Annotated in this window: 17 protein-coding genes; 14 read left to right on the top strand and 3 right to left on the bottom strand. The window is 62.3% G+C overall.

The features are described from left to right. Positions 1–14: 14 nt before the first annotated feature. Both BM151_RS04500 and BM151_RS04495 read right to left on the bottom strand, forming a co-directional pair. Complete coding sequence (locus BM151_RS04500; protein WP_090058084.1) at positions 15–1,469, bottom strand: NAD-dependent succinate-semialdehyde dehydrogenase; 1,455 nt, start codon at positions 1,467–1,469, stop codon at positions 15–17. Position 1,470: 1 nt separating this feature from the next. Then, on the bottom strand, positions 1,471–2,745 hold the full coding sequence (locus BM151_RS04495; RefSeq protein WP_090058065.1) for a 4-aminobutyrate--2-oxoglutarate transaminase: 1,275 nt from the start codon (positions 2,743–2,745) through the stop codon (positions 1,471–1,473). Positions 2,746–2,882: 137 nt separating this feature from the next. Here BM151_RS04495 and BM151_RS04490 point away from each other — a divergent pair, with 137 nt between their 5' ends. The 11 genes from BM151_RS04490 to allE all read left to right on the top strand — a co-directional run bounded on the left by BM151_RS04490 (position 2,883) and on the right by allE (position 13,964). After that, entirely contained in the window at positions 2,883–3,455 is a 573-nt protein-coding gene (locus BM151_RS04490) for a cupin domain-containing protein (RefSeq protein WP_090058062.1), read from the top strand. A gap of 522 nt (positions 3,456–3,977) precedes the next feature. Further along, on the top strand, positions 3,978–5,600 hold the full coding sequence (locus BM151_RS04485; RefSeq protein ID WP_245781093.1) for a thiamine pyrophosphate-binding protein: 1,623 nt from the start codon (positions 3,978–3,980) through the stop codon (positions 5,598–5,600). A gap of 110 nt (positions 5,601–5,710) precedes the next feature. Continuing rightward, a complete protein-coding gene (locus BM151_RS04480; RefSeq protein WP_090058054.1) occupies positions 5,711–6,742 on the top strand; it encodes an ABC transporter substrate-binding protein in 1,032 nt (343 codons plus the stop codon). A gap of 3 nt (positions 6,743–6,745) precedes the next feature. Continuing rightward, entirely contained in the window at positions 6,746–7,813 is a 1,068-nt protein-coding gene (locus BM151_RS04475) for an ABC transporter ATP-binding protein (protein ID WP_090058051.1), read from the top strand. Beyond that, on the top strand, positions 7,810–8,667 hold the full coding sequence (locus BM151_RS04470; RefSeq protein WP_090058047.1) for an ABC transporter permease: 858 nt from the start codon (positions 7,810–7,812) through the stop codon (positions 8,665–8,667). Before BM151_RS04475 ends, BM151_RS04470 begins: the two co-directional genes overlap by 4 nt. Then, positions 8,664–9,476, top strand: a complete 813-nt coding sequence (locus BM151_RS04465) for an ABC transporter permease (protein WP_090058041.1) — start codon at positions 8,664–8,666, stop codon at positions 9,474–9,476. Before BM151_RS04470 ends, BM151_RS04465 begins: the two co-directional genes overlap by 4 nt. Positions 9,477–9,516: 40 nt before the next feature. Further along, the gene (locus BM151_RS04460) at positions 9,517–10,254 is read left to right on the top strand and encodes an aspartate/glutamate racemase family protein (protein ID WP_090058038.1); all 738 of its coding nucleotides are present in this window, start codon (positions 9,517–9,519) and stop codon (positions 10,252–10,254) included. Continuing rightward, entirely contained in the window at positions 10,251–11,147 is an 897-nt protein-coding gene (locus tag BM151_RS04455) for a polysaccharide deacetylase family protein (RefSeq protein ID WP_090058034.1), read from the top strand. The genes BM151_RS04460 and BM151_RS04455 overlap by 4 nt, the downstream gene beginning before the upstream one ends. A 4-nt stretch (positions 11,148–11,151) precedes the next feature. Beyond that, the gene (locus BM151_RS04450) at positions 11,152–12,090 is read left to right on the top strand and encodes a polysaccharide deacetylase family protein (protein WP_090058031.1); all 939 of its coding nucleotides are present in this window, start codon (positions 11,152–11,154) and stop codon (positions 12,088–12,090) included. A gap of 3 nt (positions 12,091–12,093) precedes the next feature. Then, positions 12,094–13,230 (top strand): M20 family metallopeptidase, encoded by a 1,137-nt coding sequence (locus BM151_RS04445; protein ID WP_090058027.1) that lies wholly within the window; start codon positions 12,094–12,096, stop codon positions 13,228–13,230. Next, a complete protein-coding gene (gene allE, locus BM151_RS04440; protein ID WP_090058023.1) occupies positions 13,227–13,964 on the top strand; it encodes a (S)-ureidoglycine aminohydrolase in 738 nt (245 codons plus the stop codon). The genes BM151_RS04445 and allE overlap by 4 nt, the downstream gene beginning before the upstream one ends. 5 nt (positions 13,965–13,969) lie before the next feature. On the opposite strand, the gene BM151_RS04435 is transcribed toward allE, so the two are convergent. Then, positions 13,970–14,890 carry a LysR family transcriptional regulator gene (locus BM151_RS04435; RefSeq protein ID WP_090058020.1) on the bottom strand — a complete coding sequence of 307 codons (921 nt, stop codon included), beginning with the start codon at positions 14,888–14,890 and terminating at the stop codon, positions 13,970–13,972. A 48-nt stretch (positions 14,891–14,938) separates the two neighbouring features. Between BM151_RS04435 and BM151_RS04430 the strand changes: the two genes are divergently transcribed. The 3 genes from BM151_RS04430 to BM151_RS04420 all read left to right on the top strand — a co-directional run bounded on the left by BM151_RS04430 (position 14,939) and on the right by BM151_RS04420 (position 20,127). Further along, on the top strand, positions 14,939–16,393 hold the full coding sequence (locus tag BM151_RS04430) for an FAD-binding oxidoreductase (protein ID WP_090058001.1): 1,455 nt from the start codon (positions 14,939–14,941) through the stop codon (positions 16,391–16,393). Positions 16,394–16,849: 456 nt separating this feature from the next. Beyond that, positions 16,850–18,133: a flavin-containing monooxygenase gene (locus BM151_RS04425; RefSeq protein WP_090057993.1), complete on the top strand. Its 1,284-nt coding sequence runs from the start codon at positions 16,850–16,852 to the stop codon at positions 18,131–18,133. Positions 18,134–18,528: 395 nt separating this feature from the next. After that, positions 18,529–20,127, top strand: coding sequence for a GMC family oxidoreductase (locus BM151_RS04420; RefSeq protein WP_090057991.1), 1,599 nt, complete (start codon positions 18,529–18,531; stop codon positions 20,125–20,127).

Raw genomic sequence — 20,127 nt, 5'->3', positions numbered from 1 at the left:
GATCTGGCGGCGTCTTACGACAGCCCGCCAAAGCAGAGATTCTTGATCTCAAGGTAGTCGTCACAGCCATACTTGGAGCCTTCACGCCCCATGCCCGACTGTTTGACCCCGCCGAACGGCGCCATCTCGGTGGAGATCACCCCGGTGTTGATCCCGACCATGCCGCTCTCCAGGGCCTCGCCGACGCGCCAGGCGCGATTCAGGTTCGAGGTGTAGAAATAGGAGGCCAGACCGAATTCCGTGGCATTGGCAAAGCCCAAAGCCTCGTCCTCGGTCTCGAACCTCACCAGCGGCGCCAAGGGGCCAAAGGTTTCTTCGGTCGCGACTTTCATCTTCTGCGTCACGCCTTTCAAAAGCGTCGGCTCAAAGAAGGTCTGGCCGAGATTGGAGCGGTTGCCGCCGGTGACGACCTCGGCACCTTTCTCGACCGCATCCGCGATATGGGATTCGACCTTGGCCACCGCCGCGGCGTTGATCAGCGGGCCGGTGTTGACACCCTCGGCAAAGCCGTCGCCGAGTTTGAGCGACCCAAGCGCTGCGGCGAGTTTCTCGGCGAATTCGTCATAGACGCCCGATTGCACATAGATCCGGTTGGCACAGACACAGGTCTGACCGTTGTTGCGGAACTTGGCGAGCATGCAGCCCTCGACCGCGGCATCGACATCGGCGTCGTCAAACACGATGAACGGCGCATTGCCGCCCAGTTCCATCGACATTTTCTTTACCGTGCCGGCGCCCTGTTCCAACAGGATCTTGCCGACGCGGGTCGAGCCGGTGAAGGTGATCTTCGCCACTTTCGGGTTGGCGCAAAGCTCCTGGCCCATGCCGGAGGCGTCCAGGCCGGTGAGCACGTTGAACACGCCCGCCGGAATGCCGGCCCGTTCGGCCAGTTTCGCCAGAGCCAGCGCCGAAAGCGGCGTGAACTCGGAGGGCCGCGCCACCATGGTGCAGCCGACGGCGAGGGCAGGGGCCATCTTGCGCGCCAGCATGGCATTGGGGAAGTTCCACGGCGTAATGGACCCGACGATCCCCACCGGTTGCTTGACGATCACCATGCGCTTGTCGTTCTGCGGCCCGGGGATCATGTCGCCATAGACGCGCTTGGCCTCTTCGGCGAACCATTCGATATAGGAGGCGCCATAGAGGATCTCGCCACGGGCCTCGGCCCAGGGCTTGCCCATTTCGGCGGTCAGGATGGTCGCCAGGTCATCGGCATTTTCCACCATGAGATCAAAGAGTTTGCGCAGGGTGTTCGAGCGGGTCTTGACATCCGCCTGCGCCCAGACGCGTTTCGCTTCATGGGCCGCGTCGATCGCCATGGCGACGTCTTCGGCAGAGAGATCGGCGACATGGGCGATCACCTCGCCGGTGGCCGGGTTTTCGACCGGGAATGTCTTTTTCCCCTCGATCCAGACGCCGTTCACATAGGAACGGGTCTCGAACAGGCTCGGATCATTGAGTGCGCGCATGTCAGCCTTTCCGGGCGGCTTTCACCGCCTCTTTCAGAATCTCCATCGCCTCGTCGAACACCGTCTCTTCGATGGTCAGAGGCGCGAGGAAACGGATCACGTTGCCGTAAACGCCGCAAGTCAAAAGCACGAGCCCGCGCTGCAAAGCCTCTATGCGGATTTGATTGGTCAGCTCCGGATTGGGCTTGCCATCGGTGGTCATGAATTCGGCGGCGACCATGAAGCCGGGGCCGCGGATATCGGCAAGCTCCGGGGTCTCGGCCTGAATGTCGCCCAGTACAGATTTGAGTTTACTGCCAAATTCATTGGCGCGTGCACAAAGGCCTTCCTCCTCGATCACGTCCAGAACGGCGTTGCCGGCGGCGATGCCCAGCGGGTTGCCACCATAGGTGCCACCCAAGCCACCCGGCGCGGCTGCGTCCATGATCTCCGCCTTGCCGGTCAGCGCCGAGATCGGCAGACCACCGCCCAGACCTTTGGCCATGGTGGTGATATCGGCGGCGACGTCATATTGCTCCATGGCAAAGAGCGTGCCGGTGCGGCCAAACCCGGTCTGCACCTCGTCGGCGATCATCACGATGCCATGTTTATCACAAAGCGCCCGCAGGCGGGTGACGAACTCGGCCGGTGCCGGGTAGAACCCGCCTTCGCCCTGAACCGGCTCGAAAATGACGGCGGCAACGCGGGCCGGATCGACATCGGCCTTGAACAGCGCCTCGATGGCGGCAAAGCTGTCATCGACCGAGACGCCATGCAGCGCACAGGGGTAGGGGACGTGGAACACGTCGGGCATCATCGCGCCGAAACCGACCTTGTAAGGCACCACCTTGCCGGTCAGCGACATGCCCATGAACGTCCGGCCATGAAAACCGCCGCCAAAGGCGATCACCGCCGGGCGACCGGTATAGGCGCGGGCGCATTTGATCGCATTTTCAACGGCTTCTGCGCCGGTCGTGACAAAGACGCTCTTCTTGTCAAAGTCGCCCGGAACCTTCTCGTTCAGGCGTTCGGCGAGGCGGACATAGGGCGCATAGGGCAAAACCTGATGGCAGGTATGGGTGAACCCGTCGAGCTGGGCTTTCACCGCTTCCATGACTTTCGGGTGACGGTGACCGGTGTTCACCACGGCGATGCCGGCGGCAAAATCGATCAGACGAGTGCCGTCTTCGTCCCAGACTTCCGCGTTCTGGGCACGGGTGATGAAATGGTCGGTCATGACACCGACGCCACGGGCCATGGCGTCGACGCGGCGGGTCGCGAGATCTGCGTTCGTCATCTGGAGTTTCCTTTGGAAAACGGGGTTTATGCGATTTGAAAAAAAGGCTACGCGGTTTCCCGATCTTTAAAAACTCTGTTTCTTTTATTTTGTAAGGCATTATAATTGCGTGTGAAAAATACAATGTTATGCGAATAATGAACACTCCGAACACCTCACAGGATGATTTGGGCCTTGGCCATCGTTTGCGCGTCGTGCGTGATCGTGCCGGTCTGTCGCAGCGATCGCTGGCGAAAAAGGTCGGCGTGCCGAACTCGACGATCTCTCTCATCGAGTCCGGCAAGATGAACCCGTCCGTCGGCGCGCTGCACAAGATCCTCGCAGGCATTCCGGTAAGCCTGTCGGAATTCTTCGCCTTCGAGCCGGAAAGCGAGCGGCAGATCTTCTACGCCGCCGAGGAGCTCACCGAGATCGGCAAAGGCAAGGTCTCGTTGAAACAGGTCGGACAATCGCTCTTCGGCCGTGCACTGATGATGCTCAGAGAGCGCTACGAGATCGGCGCCGACACGGGTCGCGTGATGTACGGCCACGAGGGCGAAGAAAGTGGCATCGTGATTTCCGGCCGCGTCGAGGTCACCGTCGGCGAAGAGCGCAAGATCCTCGGTCCCGGCGACGCGTATTATTTCGAAAGCCGCACACCGCATCGTTTCCGTCAGGTGGGACCGGAACCTTGCGAAGTCATCAGCGCCTCGACGCCACCGAGTTTCTAGGCGTATTTACAGAGGCTTGCATGGCATATCTTATATTTGGACGATCTACTAAATATACATAATATCAATTATCGGAATATTGATATCCTGTCGCGCGAGCGGGAAAACTGGCTGAAAGCTGAGCCTCAGGTGCTGAGGCTGGAAATTGCAGAAAGCCGCCCTGCTGCTCCGGTTGGATTACATGAACAGAGCGCTTGAGATGTCTGCGTTCGAGGTCGCAACGCGCGCGAACCTCTGCATGCCCTCTCGGTCCGCAGGCTGACGTCTTGGGGGCGGTTTTCACAGAATTGCCTGAAGGATCCGTCTCAACACGTCTGAGACGCCCGCAAGTTTCTCGAAAACACGTAGGGTCAGCACAGGAGTCCTGGTCAAAGAACCCGTCGCGATACATTGTTTTGAAAGGTTCCATTTTGGAACTATTTTATGAATTAAAATGAACTTTTGTAGGCCTTTGGCCGCGCCTATAGTCCTCTCATACACAGATCAGACCGACGGCGAGACATGAGAGATACTGCCACAGACATGAAATTGCACCAGGGGCTGGCCAAGGCACTGGTGGCCCATAACACCACGCATCTCTACGGACTCGTCGGAGACGCCAACCTGTTCATGGTCGAGGCCTATGTCGATGCAAACATCGGCCGCTATGTCGCCTGCACCCACGAAGCGCACGCTGTTCTGGCGGCCATCGGTTTTGCCCAGACCACCGGGCGCACCGGGGTTGCGACGATCACCCATGGCCCGGCGCTGACCAATGTGGTCACCGCGCTGTCCGAGGCTGCGCGCGGCGGCATTCCCCTCGTGGTGCTCTGCGGTGATACGCCGCCCGGCGACCTGCAACATCTGCAGAATATCAACCAGAGAGAGGTCGTCGCCAGCACGGGTGCCGTGTTCGTCGATATGCGCAGTGCCGCGACGGCGCTCGAAGATCTCAACCGTGCCTTCTGCATCGCGGCGCAGCGTCGCTGCCCGGTTGTCTTTAACATGCGCGTCGATCTGATGTGGGAGCCCCTGCCCGGCAGCGCGCCGACCGCGCCGCTCCCGCACTATGTTTCTGCCCCGGCCACGGGGGAGCTTCTTGAAGAGGCTGCCGGAATGCTGGCCTCTGCCCGTCGTCCGCTGATCCTGGCCGGTCGCGGCGCCTGTACGCCGGAGGCCCGCGCGGCGCTTGTCGCGCTTGCAGAGCGGATCGAGGCCCCGTTGGCCACGACGCTCAAAGCCCAGGGGTTGTTCCACGGCGAGCCCGGCAATATCGGCATTTGCGGCGGGCTGAGCCATCCGACAGCGATCGAGGTCATCATGCAATCCGACTGCATCCTCGCCTTCGGGGCCAGCCTCAGCAAACACACCACCGAAGAGCGCGCCTATACCAAGGGCAAACGTGTGGTGCAGATTTTGGCCGATGCCGAAGAAAACCCGCGTCTGGACATGCCGACATTGCGTCTGATCGGAGACATCGCGGGCACGGCCCAGGCGTTCACGGAACTCATGGATCTGGCCGACATTCCCGGCTCCGGTGCGACGCATGATCTCGCGCCACGGCTCGCGATGGAAGCCGACGCCTTTGCCCGCATTCCCGACGCGGCAGATGTCGCCTCCGGGTGTGTCGACATGGTCCCTGCCCTGCGGCGCTTGAACCAAGCCCTGCCCGAAGCGCGGGTGCTGGTCACCGATCTGGGGCGCTTCGTCACCACCGCCTGGCGCAACCTGCCGGTGACGCGGCCCGCCGATCTGGTTTACAGCTCGCATTTCGGCGCCATCGGCTGCGGTTTGGGCGAAACCATCGGCGCCGCAACCGCGATCACGGATCGCCCGACCGTGCTGGTGGCGGGCGATGGCGGGTTCTCCCTGTCTGGCCTGAGCGAGCTTGTCACCCTCGTGCGCGAAAAGGCGGACGTGATCATCCTCCTCTGCAACGACGGCAGTTACGGCGCGGAGCATGTCCAGTTCACCAACCGCAACATGGATCCGGAGCTGTCGATGATCGCGCGCATAGATTTTGCGGCGACCTGCGCAACCCTCGGATTTGCCACTCAGCGCGTAACCGACGCGGACAGTCTCGACGCGGCCTGTCGCGCGATCCAGAACCGTTCCGGCCCCCTCTTGATCGATTTGCACCTCGATCCCGAGAACATCGAGATGTAGATCGCCACCAGAATCCCGCTCTCAAACAAGCGGGCAGACACGGTCGGCGGCAGCGTTCCTCCCCTTGCTGCCGTCGTCCGACAACAAAGAAACCCAACAGGAGACACTCCATGACTCTGACGCGACGCAACTTTCTAAAGACCAGCGCGGGGGCGGCAGCCCTCGGGGCCATTGGCCTTCCATCTTTCGCGCAGTCGGACACGTTCATCGTGAACATGTTCGGCGGCCGCTGGGAAAACGACTGGCGCAAATTCGTGATGCCGAAATTCGCCGAGCAGATCGGCAAGGATTTCGATCTCGACATCGGTCTCGGCATGGCCTGGATTTCCAACTTCCGCGCCGCCGGCCCGGAAAACCCGCCCTTCCCCGCCGTGATGCTCAACGAAAAATACACCGCGATGATCCGCAATGACGATTATTTCGAAGAGCTGACCCCCGCGTTGGTGCCGAACATGGCCGATGTCATCGAGCCTGCGGTCCTCAAGGGCAATACCGCCGTCACCGGCATGCTGGCGCCGCTGGTTCTGGCTTACCGCACCGACATGGTCGATGAGCCGCCCAAAGGCTGGGCAGATCTCTGGGACGAGCGGTTCCGTGGCCTCTTGGGCCTCTACAAGATCACCAACTCGGCCGCGACCATGATGGCGCTCTGGGCCGGTGAGCATTTCGGCTCGGGCCGCGACGACATCGAAACCGCCGTCGCGAAATTCAAGGAACTCGGGCCGTTCCCGCAGATCGGCTATTCGGCCCAGTTGACGCCGCTTCTGACACAGGGTCAGATCGCCGTCGCGCCGATCGATCTCGGCGAGATCAAGACCATGCAGGAACAGGGCGTGCCGATCGATTACGTCGTGCCGGAAGAAGGCATGATGGTGTTCGACCACTCCTTCTCCGTGTTCAAGAACAGCCCCGACAAGCAACTTGGTCTGGACTATGTGAACTTCGTGCTCAGCCCGGAGATCCAGCTCTGGATGGCGGAAAACTGGCTGATCGCTCCGACGAACAAGACCGTCGAGCTGCCCGAAGAACTGCAAAAATGGCCGCTTCAGCCCGAAGTGGTTTCACAAGCGATCCGGTTTGACTGGGATGAGACCCTGTCCATCATGCCGGCTCTGAACGACCTCTGGGAACGGACGATCTAAGAAATGACGACGGTTGAAGTCAAAAACCTGCGCAAGTCCTACGATGATTTTCTTGCGCTTGATGGTGTCTCTCTCACCGCAGAAACCGGGCAGCTCGTCACGCTGCTCGGGCCCTCGGGTTGCGGCAAAAGCACGACGCTTCGGTGTCTTGCCGGATTTCACGAGCCGAATGGCGGTGACATCCTGGTGGATGGCGAGAGCATCCTCAACGTGCCTTCCAACCGTCGCAAATTCGGCGTGGTGTTTCAAAACTACGCCTTGTTCCCGCATATGACCGTAGCCGAGAATATCGGCTACGGGCTGCGCTTGCAAAAACGCTCGAAGGGCGAGATCGAAACCCGCGTCTTCGATGTGATGAAACTGGTGCGGCTGACCGGGCTTGAAGACCGGTTGCCGCGCGAAATTTCCGGTGGGCAACAGCAGCGCGTGGCGCTGGCGCGCGCGCTGGTGCTCAAGCCACGGTTGCTGTTGCTCGACGAGCCGCTGGCCAACCTCGACGCAAGGCTGCGCGACGAGGTGCGTTGGCTGATCCGGGATTTGCAACAGCAATCAGGGATCACCGCCTTTTACGTCACCCATGACCAATCCGAAGCCATGGCGATGTCGGATATGGTTGCGGTGATGAAAGCGGGTCGCGTGGCGCAATTCGCCACCCCGCGCGAGATTTATCAGAAACCCAGCGAACGCTATGTCGCCGATTTCACCGGTGAGGCCAATTTCCTGACCGCGCAAAGGGTTCAGCCGGTCGCGGAGGGGCGCTACAGCGTCCATGTCGCGGGGGCGGATATCGAGGTCGAGGGCGTTCCCGGGTTGTTGAAAAACGCCGCAGCCGAATTGCTGCTGCGGCCCGAGAGCCTGACCCTCGTGACCACCGGAGACACGGCAACTTTCGAGGGCGAGGTGATCAAATGCGCCTTCCTGGGGGCATCGCTGCATTGCGAGATCGCCCTGCCCGAAGGCGGTCGGCTCAAACTGACCGCGCCCCCGAACCATGAGGTCGGCGCCGGCGACCGGGTCGGCATTGCCATCGACCTGTCGCACGCCTGGCTGATGCCGGAGGTCGCGCCATGATCCGGTCGAAGAAACTGACATGGGCGCTGGCCTTGCCGGCGCTGGCGCTGATCTTCGTTTTCATGATCCTGCCGATCACGAATATGGTCGAGATGAGTTTTCGCACACCAGGCAGTTCCGAACCTTTCGGCGAAGACTACACATGGATGCATTACACCCGGATTCTCGGGGACGGATACTATTGGGGCGTGCTCAGGCGCTCGCTCTACACCGCCGGGATCGTCACCCTGCTCTGTCTCGTCGTCAGCTATCCGATCGCCTGGCACCTGTCGCGGGCGAAAGGCTTCAAGGCGGTGTTTCTCTACGCCTGTATCGCCTCGCCGCTGATGACCGGCGTGCTGGTGCGCAACTTCGGCTGGATGATCGTCGCCGCGCTCAACGGCCCGCTCAACGAGAGTCTGATCGCGTTGGGGATCATCGAACGGCCGTTGCGGCTGTTGTTCACCCAGTCGCTGGTGATCCTGGCGCTGGTGCATGTCTTCGTGCCCTTCATGGTGCTGCCGATCAACAATGCCCTGCGCAATATCCCGCAAAGCCTGACCGAGGCCTCGGCCTCCATGGGGGCGAGCCGCTATCAGGTGTTTCGCGACATCATCCTGCCCTTGAGCTTTCCGGGCATCCAGCCCGGCGTGATCCTGGTCTATGTGCTGGCCGTCGCGGCCTATGTGACCCCGGCGCTTCTGGGCGGGCAGATGGTGAGCTATATGCCGACCCTGATCATCGGCGAGCTGACCGGAACCTTTCAATGGCCCTTCGGCTCGGCACTGGCGATCGTTCTGTCGTTCTCCACGGTGCTGGTCGTGGTGCTGTTCACCCGTCTGACATGGAAACTCAACGAGAGGGCCCGGGCATGAGCATGGCCGCACAAACCTTTGGAGGGCAACGCAGCGTGAATCTCGGCTTTGCCGTGCTGATCATTGCGCTTTACATTTTCCTGCTGGTGCCGGTCGTCACCATCGTCGGTGCCTCGCTGACCGATGGGCTGATGATCGAATTCCCGCCGCGCGGCCTGTCTCTGCGTTGGTATCAGGAATTCTTCGCGCGTCAGGATCTGGTCGACGGCTTGCTGATGTCGCTGCGGATCGGAGCGATCACCGCCGTCGTCACCAGCACGGTTGCGATGATGGCGGCGCTGGCCGGACAGGGGCTTTCGGGCAGGCTCTCCGGCCTGTTTCAGCTCGGCATGACGCTGCCGCTTCTGGTGCCAGAGCTGCTCACCGCGGTCGGTCTCTTGTTCTTTCTCTACAAGATCGAATTGGGCAAGACCGTCACCGGGCTGCAATTCGGCCATATCCTGATGTCCTTCCCCTATGCCTATGTGTCGATCTCGGCCGCGCTGCGACAGGTGCCGCCGTCGCTCGAAGAGGCCTCCGCCTCACTGGGCGCGACGGGGTGGCAGACCTTCCGGCTGGTCATCCTGCCGCTGGTCATGCCGGGGCTGGCGATGGGAGCGATCTTTGCTTTCATCAACAGTTTCGATCTCTACACGATCTCGCTTCTGCTCAAGCCGCTGGGGGGCAACACCCTGCCGCTCGCGCTGTTCGACTTCCTGACCTACGAATTCAAACCCACCGCCGCCGCCGCCGCAACGATTTCGATCCTGCTGTCCATCGGCGGTGTGGCGCTTGTCCAGAAACTCGTCGGCCTGCAACGCGCCTTCTGATCCTGCGGGATCGGAAGACACCTATAGAAAGATCATAGACATGACCGATCCGTCGGCGCCTCCCCGTTTGCTCTATCAACTCGTCAGCCCGCTTCACCGCACAGCCGGAGAAGATGTTGTCGCGCGACGGTTGCAGATGCTGCGCGAGTGGGCGCCCTCCGCCAGGGTGGAGATCGCCTCCCCGGAAAAAGGCCCCCGCGCCATCGAAAGCGCTGCGGATGCCGCCATGGTGTTTCCGGCGTTGCGTGAGGTGGCTGCGACTTGGGCCGAGCACCATGACGCGGTGCTGATCGGTTGTTTCAGCGATCCCGCCGTGACGGCGCTGAGCGAGGTTGCCGGTCTGCCAGTGATCGGACCGGGTGAGGCGGGCCTGCTTGCAGCCGCGCAGCTCGGCGAGCGCTTCGCCGTCCTTTCCTCCGATCCCACCCCGCCCGGTCTGCGGCGCCGGATCCGCGGCATCGGCCTCGAGGGCAGCTTTGCGGGCGAGGTGATGGTCGGTGGTTCGGTTGCCGATCTCATTCGAGACCCGGACAGGCATTTGCCTGCGATCGAGGCGCAGGCCCGCGAGAGTGTTGCACAGGGCGCGGATGTTCTGGTGCTGGGCTGTTTTGCCCTCTCCTTCATCCCCGGTCTGCCCGAGGCCTTGTCGCGCGCCACCGGCGTGCCCGTGATCAACCCGGTGATCGCCGGGCTCAAGGCCGCCGAAGCGGCCGTCCATTACCACGCGGGCCTGCCGCGGGGCCCCAAGACATCCCACATTGCCCGGAGTGAGACATGACACCCGATACCCCCCCTGCCCCAGATGCCTTTCAAAGCCTTGTGGACACCGCGCGGTTCCAGCGCTCCCGGCGGATCCCCATCGCGGATTTCGCCTATCCCGAGGGCGTGAAGATCGCTGTGAACTTCACCCTCGATTTCGACGCCATGCTGCTGCGCCGGCTTCTGAATGAACCCTGGGGCCAGAAGGCCAAGGGCGAATTCGGCGGCCGTGTCGGTGTCTGGCGCATCATGGAGATGTTCGATGCGGAGGATGTGAAAGTCACGCTGTTCACCCCCGGACGTATCTGCGAGCTGTATCCCGAGGCGCTGGCAGATGTGGTGAAGAACGGTCACGAACTGGCCGATCACATGTGGGAACACGAGGTCTATCCCGACCCCGAGATCGAAGAGGCGCATCTGTCCCGGACCCTCGCGGCTCTGAGCGCGGTGCAGGGAAAACCCGTCACCGGCACCCGGTCCAGTCACACGCCCGCCCTGCTGAAATCCAAGGGCGTGGTCTACAACTCCTTCACCTCCGCTCATGACATGCCATTTTACGAGCTGGACAAGATGGGTGAAAACCCGATCCTGCAATTGCCGTTCCATTACGCGCTCGACGATGCGATGTATTTCAGCTTCGGCTGGCTCGACACACCCAATGATGCGCAGCGCGTCATGGATGTCGACGAGGTGTTCGAGATCTGGTGGGCGGCGTTTCTGCAGCAATATAAACAGGGCGGCTACGTCAATTTCCTGCTGCACCCGTTCGTCTCCGGTCATGCCATGCGCGTCGACATGATCCAGCGGCTGATCCAGCGGATGAAAACCCTGCCCGGGGTCTGGTTCCCGACCTGCGACACGCTCGCACAGCATATTCTCACCACCTATCCCCTCACGTCAGTCTCGGAGTAACCCCATGCCCTGGAAAGACTTTTACACCACCTCCGACGAAATCGGCATGCGTGACGCCCAGATCCGCTGGCCCGAGGGGCGGAGCATGGCGCTCGGATTGACGGTGAACCTGAACCCGGCGGGTACAGGCACCGGCATCACCGCCAAGGACCTTGCCTACCCGACATGGCACTATGGGATAAACGAGGGGCTGGACCGCTTTCTCGCGCTCTTTGAGGATCTCGGGATTCGCGCGACCTTCGCGACCCCGGCGCTTGTCGCCGAGAGCTATCCCGATCTCATGGGGCGCATCCTGACCGCCGGTCACGAGATCGCGGCCCAGGGGCTTTATGGCGAAGATCCCGCCCTGCTGGAGGCGGGTCAGGAAGAGGAGCATATGGCCCGCGCCACCGAGGTGCTCACCCGCGTGACCGGTGCCAAGCCCAAGGGCTGGTTCGCGCTCTCGCGTCCTGACGATCGTGCCGCCACCGGCTGCGCCACGGATGACACCATCAGCCTGCTGAAAGCTCAGGGCTATACCTATATCGGCAACGGGCTCGCCGATGACGCGCCCTATTATTGGGTGAGTGATGCTGCAAAGGCCGAGGCACTTCTGGCGCTGCCCTATTACTACCATTTCGACGACACGTTCTTTCTGATGTTTCCCCGCGAGGGCACCGGGCTGGAACGCCCGCAGGCGCTTCTCAACAACTGGCGGGCAGAATTCCGGGCGCAGTATCGGCGCGGGCGCTATTTCAACCTCTGCGTCTCGCCGGCTCGTTCGGCTTGGGGACATCGCTTCGCCAATCTGGCCGCTCTCCTCGGCGAAGCGATGTCCCACCCCGGTGTCTGGGCCACAACGGGCGCCGAGATCGAAGCCCATTGGCAACAGGCACACCCGAAGGAGACCGCCCTCCAACTCGCGCCAAGCATCTGGCAGGATTTTGAAGACAGCCTGAGTTAAGACATGACAAGCGAAGACATTCTCGACGGCCTGATGCGCTGGGTCGAAATCGACACGCCCACCGGCGATATTTCCGGCATCACCCGGCTGGTGGATCAGATCGCCTCAGAGCTGGCGCCACTGGGATGCGCAATCGAGCGCATCCCAGGTCGTGACGGCATGGGCGATCATCTCATCGCCCGGTTCAAGGGCGGCGATGGCCCCGGTGTGCTGGTGACCAGCCACATCGACACGGTTTGTGAGCCGGGAAGCGTCGAGATCCGCCGCGACGGCGACCGGCAATACGGCCCGGGCATCGCGGATATGAAAGGCGGCGGTTATCTCGCGCTCTGCGCCATGCGCGATATCGTGCAAAGCGGCAGGGGCCTGCCCGGTCCGGTCACGCTGATCTACAATTCCGACGAGGAAATCGGCTCGCCCACCTCGCACGGGCTCATTCAGGCAGAGGCGCGCAAACACGGCGCGGCGCTGATCCCTGAACCGGCGCGCGGCGACGAGGCGATCACCTTTCGCAAAGGGCGCGCGAAATACACGCTCGATTTCCATGGTCGGGAAAGCCATGCCGGCTCCGCCTTCGCCGACGGTCGCTCCGCCATTCTGCAACTGGCCCGCAGCATCGGCAGGATCGAGGCGATGACGGATCTCGCAACCGAAACCACGGTGAATGTCGGCCGTGTTCGCGGCGGCACCGAACCCAACGTGGTGGCGGGTCATGCCGCCTGTGATCTCGATATCCGCTTTGCCGAGGATGCTCTGGGGCATGACATCGAAAGCCAGCTCAGGGCGCTCCGATCCGACGATCCGGATGTGAGAATCCGGCTCTCGGGCGAGATCGAGAAGCCCTGTCTCGCGCGGACGCCCGAGACGCGTTCCATGTTTGCACGCGCTACCGAGATCAACGCAGCCCTCGGCGTTCCGATGATCGAGACCCGCTCGGGCGGCGGTAGCGACGGTAATTTCACCTGTGCGGCCGGTGTGCCGACCCTCGACGGGCTCGGTGCGATCGGCAACAATTGGCATTCGCCGCAAGAACATATCCTGGTCTCGCCACTGGCGCGCCGCATGGCGCTTTTGCGCGACCTGATCCTGACCTATGCGGGCCAGCGCCCGGCCCCCTGCCCGACCGGAGAGAACTCATGAACCCCAGCTTTGGACAGACCCGTTCCGATATCCGCCGCAACCACGCCCTTCTGACCCCGGAAAGCCATGAATGGATCACCCAGCCGGACTGGCCGGGGGCCGAGCTGGCCTTTCTCATCAGCCCGGATATGGGCGCGAAATTCGCCATGGGGCTGGTGCGGGCGGTGGAGGATCTCAGCGAGATCGCCCCGGCGGCGGCAGGTGTCGCGCGCTTCATCTTCGTGCTTGGGGGTGAGGTCCGTTTCCCCGGAAACCCCGCGCTCGGACCCGAGGGCTATGCCTTCCTGCCGCCGCAGGAAGAGACCACATTGAGCGCCTCCAAAGGCACGTCTTTCGTGCTGTTCGAATGGCATTTCCTCGCGCGCGGCGATCTGCCCGCCCCGGTCTTCGGCTCGGTCGCAGAGATTGAGGGCACGCCACTGCGGGGCGACGATTGGCTGATGGTGCAAAAGCTCTTGCCGACCGAGGCCGGGTTCGATGCGGAATTCAACATCATGAATTTTCATCCCGGCGCGTCACTCGCCTATGTCGAGACCCATTTCATGGAGCACGGGCTGCTCATGCTCGATGGCGGCGGCGTCTATCGCCTGGATGATCAATGGTATCCGGTCGGGGCCGGTGACGCGATCTGGATGGGACCGCATGTGCCGCAATGGTTCGGCGCGCTCGGTCGGGACAGCTCCCGCTATCTGATCTACAAGAACTACAACCGCGGGCCGCTGGACAAGCGATGAGGGTCTCAGCCGCCATAATTGGCGAACAGGGTCTTGATCGCGGCCGCAAAAGCGACCGAAGAGGCCGTCGGTGTCCGTCCCGCCATGCGGCAACAGGCGACCGGCGGGCTGTCGAATGGCAGGTCGGTCAGCTCGACAAAGGCAATCTCTTCGCGCCGGATCTGCAGGAACCGTCCAAAGACGATGCCGATGCCCATGCCGCTTTCGACCATCTGCCGCAACAGGGTGAAACTGTTGGTGCTCATGACCTCGTGCAGGCTCACGCCGCTCTGCACCAGCGCGTCCTCCAACAACTGTCGCATCGGCACGGAATGATCGGGAAAGATGATCCGCTCGCCGTCGATATCCGTCAGTTGCACGGAACGCAGCCGCGCCAACGGATGATCCAGCGAGGTGACCACATAGGTGCGCCGTCTCAGCGTCGCCAGGATCTCGATCTCGGCTGTCGGCGGGAAGTTATAGCCCAGGGCGATGTCAATATCGCCGTCCTGCATCCGATCGACGATCTCGCGGGTGTTCTCGACATAGATGGTGAATTTGAGCCCCGGATGGTTGTAGCTCATGTCCCGCAGGAGACCGGGCAGAAGATCGGAGGCCAGCACCTCGTTGACGCCAAGCCGGAGATGACCGCGCTGCAGCCCCTGCAGCTGATCGATCTCGTCCTGGGCGATGGTCAATTCGTTGATCACCGAGGCACAGCGAAACAACAGGATCTCTCCGGCTTCCGTGAGTTCAAGCCCGCCCCGGCCCCGGTCGCGGCGAAACAGTTCGATGTCGAGCGCCAGTTCGAGATTCTTGATCTGTTTGCTGACCGCGGAAGGTGCGACATGCAGCTTGTCGGCTGCGGCCCGGAACGAGCCAAGCTGGGCCACTTCGATGAAATGCCGCAGGCCGGGCAGTCGCCCGAGAATTTTGCTGGGGGGCATGAGGGTCTCCAGGGATCGAACAATTCAGCGCCAAGGAGCGTATCATAGATGGACAGCACCGGCATTCAACCGAACAGTGCCCCCAAAGCGGCAATCTCTGAGCTGACCGAAACGCTTGGACCCAATGGTGTTCTTACGACACCCGAAGATTGCGCCCGCTATGCCACGGATCAGTCCGGGCTGGCAGGCACGCCGCCGCTCGCCGTGCTGCGTCCGGCCTCTACCGAGGAAATGTCGCAGCTCATGGCCATCTGCCATCGTCACGCGCTCAGCGTCGTGCCGCAGGGCGGCCGCACGGGCCTGTCCGGCGGCGCGAGCTGTCCGGCGGGCGTGGTCGCGGTCACGACGGAACGCCTCACCGGCGTCATCGAGATCGACGAGGAGGCGATGACATTGACCGCATGGGCCGGCACGCCGCTTGAGACGGTGCAGGAGGCGGCGCGTGCCGTCGGTCTCGAATACTGCGTCGACATCGGCGCGCGTGGCACGGCGACGATCGGCGGCACGATCGCGACCAATGCCGGCGGCATCCGTGTGCTCCAGCGCGGCATGACACGCGACAATGTGCTGGGCCTTGAAGCGGTGCTGGCGGACGGGTCCGTGATCTCCCGCCTCGCGAAAACGGTCAAGGACAATGCCGGGTTTGATCTCAAACACCTGTTCATCGGCTCGGAAGGCGTGCTTGGTCTGGTGACCCGGGCCGTGCTTCGGCTGCATCGCCAAGTTCCGGGTACCGCGACCGCCCTTCTGGCGCTTCCCGACCATGCGGCCGCCCTGCACTGCCTGAACCTCGCACGGAGCATGTTCGGCGGGCGTATCGTCGCGTTCGAAGGCATGTGGCCCGACTACTGGGATTTCGTCTGCAGGGAGACCACGCTGACCAGTTCGCCGCTGGCTGACAGGTATGGCTTTTACGTGTTGATCGAGATCGACGCCGAAACCGGCCGGGCGGAAGAAGAGCTCGAGGCTCTTTTTACCGAACTGTTTGAACAGGGCATCGCGCTGGACGGGGTTCTGGCGAAATCCGGTGCCGAGGCGCAGGCGCTTTGGAAGTTGCGCGAGGCGGTCGGCGAGGTGGATGACGCGTTCGGTCCCCACATCAATTTCGACATTGGGGTTTCGCCGTCCGCCCTCGGCCAGTTCTGTGAGGCCGCCGACGCAAGGCTTGCGACCCTGCCTGAGGCCGGTGCCGTGCTCAAGGTTGGTCATATCGGTGACGGCAATGTCCATTTGCTGGTGGCCCATGATGGTCGTGACATCTCCGAAGACCGGATCGAGTCCGTCATCTACGAGCTGGTGCGCGACTGGCACGGTGCAGTGACCGCAGAACACGGGATCGGCCGCATCAAGGCCCGTTGGATCGGTTGCAGCCGCAGCCCCGAGGAATTGACCCTGATGCGCGGCTTGAAAGCCCAGCTCGATCCGCACGGCCTCCTCAATCCCGGCGCGCTTTTCGCGGCCCCGGATGCGGCATGTCATGAGATTGCCCTGAAACAGCCGTAGCCGCCTGACTGACGCGAGCGCAAGACGCCAGCCGCACCTGTTCGAGCATATGCCGAGCCCCGGGACGGATGCGACATTGGTCTCAGACTTCTTGGATGAGCGCGTTTGAAAAGGTTGATCTTCCGGTCTCAGTTTTGAGCAGATGTAACATGGGTTGGAAAACCGGGTTAAAACCGAGACTCATCATTGAGACTGGAGATCACCGAACGCCAGCCCTCGCCAGACCCCCTGCCTGTGTCCCCCCGCCGCGCCGGCTTACCCCGGACGCACCCCCAACGCACCCAGGTCGCGTCCTGAGGCGCTCATCGCAGGACAGATGGTGTCACGCGTGCCATTAGCCGAAACAAAATCAAGGCTTCAATAAATCATGTTTTTCGCTGCGCCGGCAGTTCCGTAATCATCGTGGCAAAGGCGCGGATCAGCGCCACATGCACGATGTCACGAAAGGAAGAGCCGATGGCGATTGAAAAAGTCGAAACCTTGATTGTGGGTGGAGGACAGGCCGGCGTCGCGATGTGCGAGCATCTCGGCAAGCTTGGCATTTCGCACGTCGCGCTGGAACGCTCCCGGATCGCCGAACGCTGGCGCAGCGAGCGCTGGGATTCGCTGGTCGCCAACGGTCCGGCCTGGCACGACCGTTTTCCCGGGCTCGAATTCGAAGGATACGGCCAGGATGACTTTGTCCCGAAAGACGGCGTCGCCGCATATTTCGAAGACTACGCCAGAATGATCGACGCGCCGATCCGCTGCGGGGTCGATGTGAAAGAAGTGCGCAAGAAAGAGGGCGCGCCGGGGTTCATCGTCGAGACCTCCGACGGGACCTATGAGGCCAACACCGTGGTCGCCGCCACCGGCCCGTTCCAGACCCCGGTGATCCCGCCGGTGATCCCGTCTGACGTTCCGGTGACCCAGATGCATTCCAGCGCCTATCGCAATCCCGACCAGCTCGAAGATGGCGCGATCCTTGTGGTCGGCGCCGGCTCCTCCGGCGTGCAGATCGCCGAGGAGCTGATGAAAGCCGGGCGCAAGGTGTACCTCTCCGTTGGTCCGCACGACCGCCCGCCGCGCAGCTATCGTGGCCGCGATTTCGTCTGGTGGCTCGGCGTTCTGGGCCTCTGGGATGCCCCCGCCATGGAACCCGGCAAGGAACATGTCACCATCGCGGTCAGCGGTGCCGACGGCGGCAAGACCATCGATTTTCGCGACCTTGCCGCACGCGGCATGACGCTGGTCGGACGCAGCAACAGCTATGCCGATGGCAAGGTGTTCTTCGGGACCGATCTGGTCGCCAATGTGAACGGCGGCGATGAAAATCTGCGCTCCCTGCTGGATGCCGCCGATGCCTATATCCTCCGCAACGGGCTCGACCTGCCGGAGGAACCCTCCGCCCGGATCAAACGTCCGGACCCGGACTGCATGGTCAACCCGCTGTCCGAGCTGGATCTCGCCGAGGCCGGTATCAAAACCGTCATCTGGTCGACCGGTTTCGGGCAGGATTACAGCTGGCTCAAGGTCGATGCCTTCGACGCGGAGGGCAAACCTGCGCATCAGCGCGGCGTTTCCACCGAGCAAGGCGTGTATTTCCTCGGCCTGCCATGGCTGTCGCGGCGCGGATCGACCTTTATCTGGGGCGTCTGGCACGACGCCAAATATATTGCCGACCATATCGCCACCCGACGCACCTATGCCGATTACGAGGCTTCGGAAGACGCGTTGAAAGGCGCTGCCGTCGGCACCTGAACTGACCGCCCCAAAGCCTGAATACCCCGCCCTGCCCGGTCTCCGGGCGGGGCTTTTTATCTGTCGGGGGCTGCATAGGAATTCCTGAAACAACCTGTGCCATGTCCGCTTGCGCGCGCCTGCGCAATCCAAGGCAGCCCGGCGCAGAGCGATCCCGCGGCATCGCGATATCTGCCGCCCCGAGCTTCCGCCCCTGCTGTATGATTTATTGTGCATATATTTTATGCGCACTGCCCATTTCTCAAGCGAGAGCGACCGCCGAAAAATTGAAAAGCCTGCCAACTAATTGAATTTAATGATGTTAGAGCCCGTCTAATCAGCGCGTTAAATCTTATGAATGGGCATCAGACGCCGCGCGCTGGCACCTAGGTGCAAAAGGACAAAGTGAGGTTCCAATGCACAAAGACAGCTTCGACTATATCATCGTTGGCGCCGGATCGGCGGGCTGCGTCCTGGCAAACCGGCTGTCCAAAGACCCGCAGACCCGGGTGTGCATTGTCGAGGCTGGCGGCAAGGATAGCTCGCCGCGCGTGCAGGTGCCCGCCGGCATCCTGTCGCTCTATAATGATCCGAAATACGATTACAGCTACATGAGCGTGCCGCAGCCGGGGCTGAACAACCGCCGCATTCCGCTCAATCGCGGCAAGGCGCTTGGCGGTTCCTCGGCGATCAACTCGATGCTCTACATTCGCGGCGCCGCCTCCGACTATGACGAATGGGCGGAGCTGGGCTGTGACGGCTGGGCCTGGGACGATGTGCTGCCGGTGTTCAAGGATCTCGAGAACAACGCCATCGGCCAGGACCCGAAATACCACGGCACCGGCGGCGAGCTCCATGTCGAGCTGCACCGCGACCCGAACCCGGTCGGCAAGATGTTCATCAAGGCGGGACGCGCGGCCGGGCTCGCGGAAAATACCGATATGAACGGTGAGACCCAGGAAGGCCTCGGGATCTACAATGTCACGCAGCATGACGGCAAGCGCTGGTCGTCGTATCGCGCCTTCCTGCATCCGGTGCGCGACCGCGCCAATCTCACCATCCTGACCGGCACCGACACCAAGCGGGTGGTCGTGGAGAACGGCAAGGCGACCGGTATCGAGGTCTCCGGCCCGGAGGGGCAAAAGCTGCTCAAGGCCGAAAAGGAGGTGATCCTGTCGGCCGGCGCGATCAATTCGCCCGAGTTGCTCTTGCGCTCCGGCATCGGTCCGGCGGCGATGTTGCAGGCGGCGGGCGTGCGCGTGGCGCATGATCTTCCGGGCGTGGGCCAGAACCTGCGCGACCATGTCGACGGCATGATCACGGTGCGTTCGAGATCCACCAAGACGCTGGGCCTGTCGGTGCGCAACCTGCCCTCGATGATCGCCGCCCCGTTCCGCTGGCTGGCGCAGCGCAAGGGCATGTTCACCACCAACTATGTCGAGGCGGGCGGCTTTGCCCGCACGAAATACGCGGGCGACAACCCGGATATTCAGTTCCATTTCGTCCCCGGCTATCGCAGCCACCGCGGCCGGGTGATCGAATACGGCCATGGCTATGCCGTACACACCTGTGTGCTGCGTCCGAAATCCATCGGTGAAATCCGCCTCGGTCAGAATGGCGCGCTGGCGATCGATCCGAAATTCTTCTCCGACCCGCAGGATGCCGAAGTGCTGGTCGAAGGCATCAAGGTGGCGCGGAGCATTTTGGGTGACAGCACTTTCGATGCGATCCGCGGCGTCGAGATGCTGCCGGGCAAACAGGTCGACAGCGATGCCAGGATCTTTGACTACCTGCGCGACGCGGCGCTGACCGTGTTCCACCCGGTCGGCACCTGCAAGATGGGCACCGACGAGATGGCGGTGACCGATCCGGCGACGCTGAAGGTGCGCGGGGTCACAGGGCTGCGCGTGGCGGATGCTTCGGTGATGCCGACGCTGATCGGCGGCAACACCAACGCGCCGACGATGATGATCGGTGAGAAATGCGCCCGCATGATCCTCACCGAGGCCGCCTGA

It is taken from the genome of Celeribacter neptunius (assembly GCF_900113955.1).
Taxonomy (GTDB): domain Bacteria; phylum Pseudomonadota; class Alphaproteobacteria; order Rhodobacterales; family Rhodobacteraceae; genus Celeribacter; species Celeribacter neptunius.
The sequence above is the reverse complement of the archived record's forward strand: the minus strand, read 5'-3'. Positions and strand labels throughout refer to the sequence as shown.

What these genes read in the sequence shown, in the direction of transcription:
- BM151_RS04445 (WP_090058027.1), top strand. Translation starts at nt 12,094, where the DNA reads ATGACAAGCGAAGACATTCTCGACGGCCTGATGCGCTGGGTCGAAATC.
- BM151_RS04455 (WP_090058034.1), top strand. Translation starts at nt 10,251, where the DNA reads ATGACACCCGATACCCCCCCTGCCCCAGATGCCTTTCAAAGCCTTGTG.
- BM151_RS04460 (WP_090058038.1), top strand. Translation starts at nt 9,517, where the DNA reads ATGACCGATCCGTCGGCGCCTCCCCGTTTGCTCTATCAACTCGTCAGC.
- BM151_RS04465 (WP_090058041.1), top strand. Translation starts at nt 8,664, where the DNA reads ATGAGCATGGCCGCACAAACCTTTGGAGGGCAACGCAGCGTGAATCTC.
- BM151_RS04485 (WP_245781093.1), top strand. Translation starts at nt 3,978, where the DNA reads ATGAAATTGCACCAGGGGCTGGCCAAGGCACTGGTGGCCCATAACACC.
- BM151_RS04425 (WP_090057993.1), top strand. Translation starts at nt 16,850, where the DNA reads ATGGCGATTGAAAAAGTCGAAACCTTGATTGTGGGTGGAGGACAGGCC.
- BM151_RS04435 (WP_090058020.1), bottom strand. Translation starts at nt 14,890, where the DNA reads ATGCCCCCCAGCAAAATTCTCGGGCGACTGCCCGGCCTGCGGCATTTC.
- BM151_RS04470 (WP_090058047.1), top strand. Translation starts at nt 7,810, where the DNA reads ATGATCCGGTCGAAGAAACTGACATGGGCGCTGGCCTTGCCGGCGCTG.
- BM151_RS04490 (WP_090058062.1), top strand. Translation starts at nt 2,883, where the DNA reads ATGAACACTCCGAACACCTCACAGGATGATTTGGGCCTTGGCCATCGT.
- BM151_RS04495 (WP_090058065.1), bottom strand. Translation starts at nt 2,745, where the DNA reads ATGACGAACGCAGATCTCGCGACCCGCCGCGTCGACGCCATGGCCCGT.
- BM151_RS04480 (WP_090058054.1), top strand. Translation starts at nt 5,711, where the DNA reads ATGACTCTGACGCGACGCAACTTTCTAAAGACCAGCGCGGGGGCGGCA.
- BM151_RS04430 (WP_090058001.1), top strand. Translation starts at nt 14,939, where the DNA reads ATGGACAGCACCGGCATTCAACCGAACAGTGCCCCCAAAGCGGCAATC.
- BM151_RS04475 (WP_090058051.1), top strand. Translation starts at nt 6,746, where the DNA reads ATGACGACGGTTGAAGTCAAAAACCTGCGCAAGTCCTACGATGATTTT.
- BM151_RS04450 (WP_090058031.1), top strand. Translation starts at nt 11,152, where the DNA reads ATGCCCTGGAAAGACTTTTACACCACCTCCGACGAAATCGGCATGCGT.
- BM151_RS04420 (WP_090057991.1), top strand. Translation starts at nt 18,529, where the DNA reads ATGCACAAAGACAGCTTCGACTATATCATCGTTGGCGCCGGATCGGCG.
- allE (WP_090058023.1), top strand. Translation starts at nt 13,227, where the DNA reads ATGAACCCCAGCTTTGGACAGACCCGTTCCGATATCCGCCGCAACCAC.
- BM151_RS04500 (WP_090058084.1), bottom strand. Translation starts at nt 1,469, where the DNA reads ATGCGCGCACTCAATGATCCGAGCCTGTTCGAGACCCGTTCCTATGTG.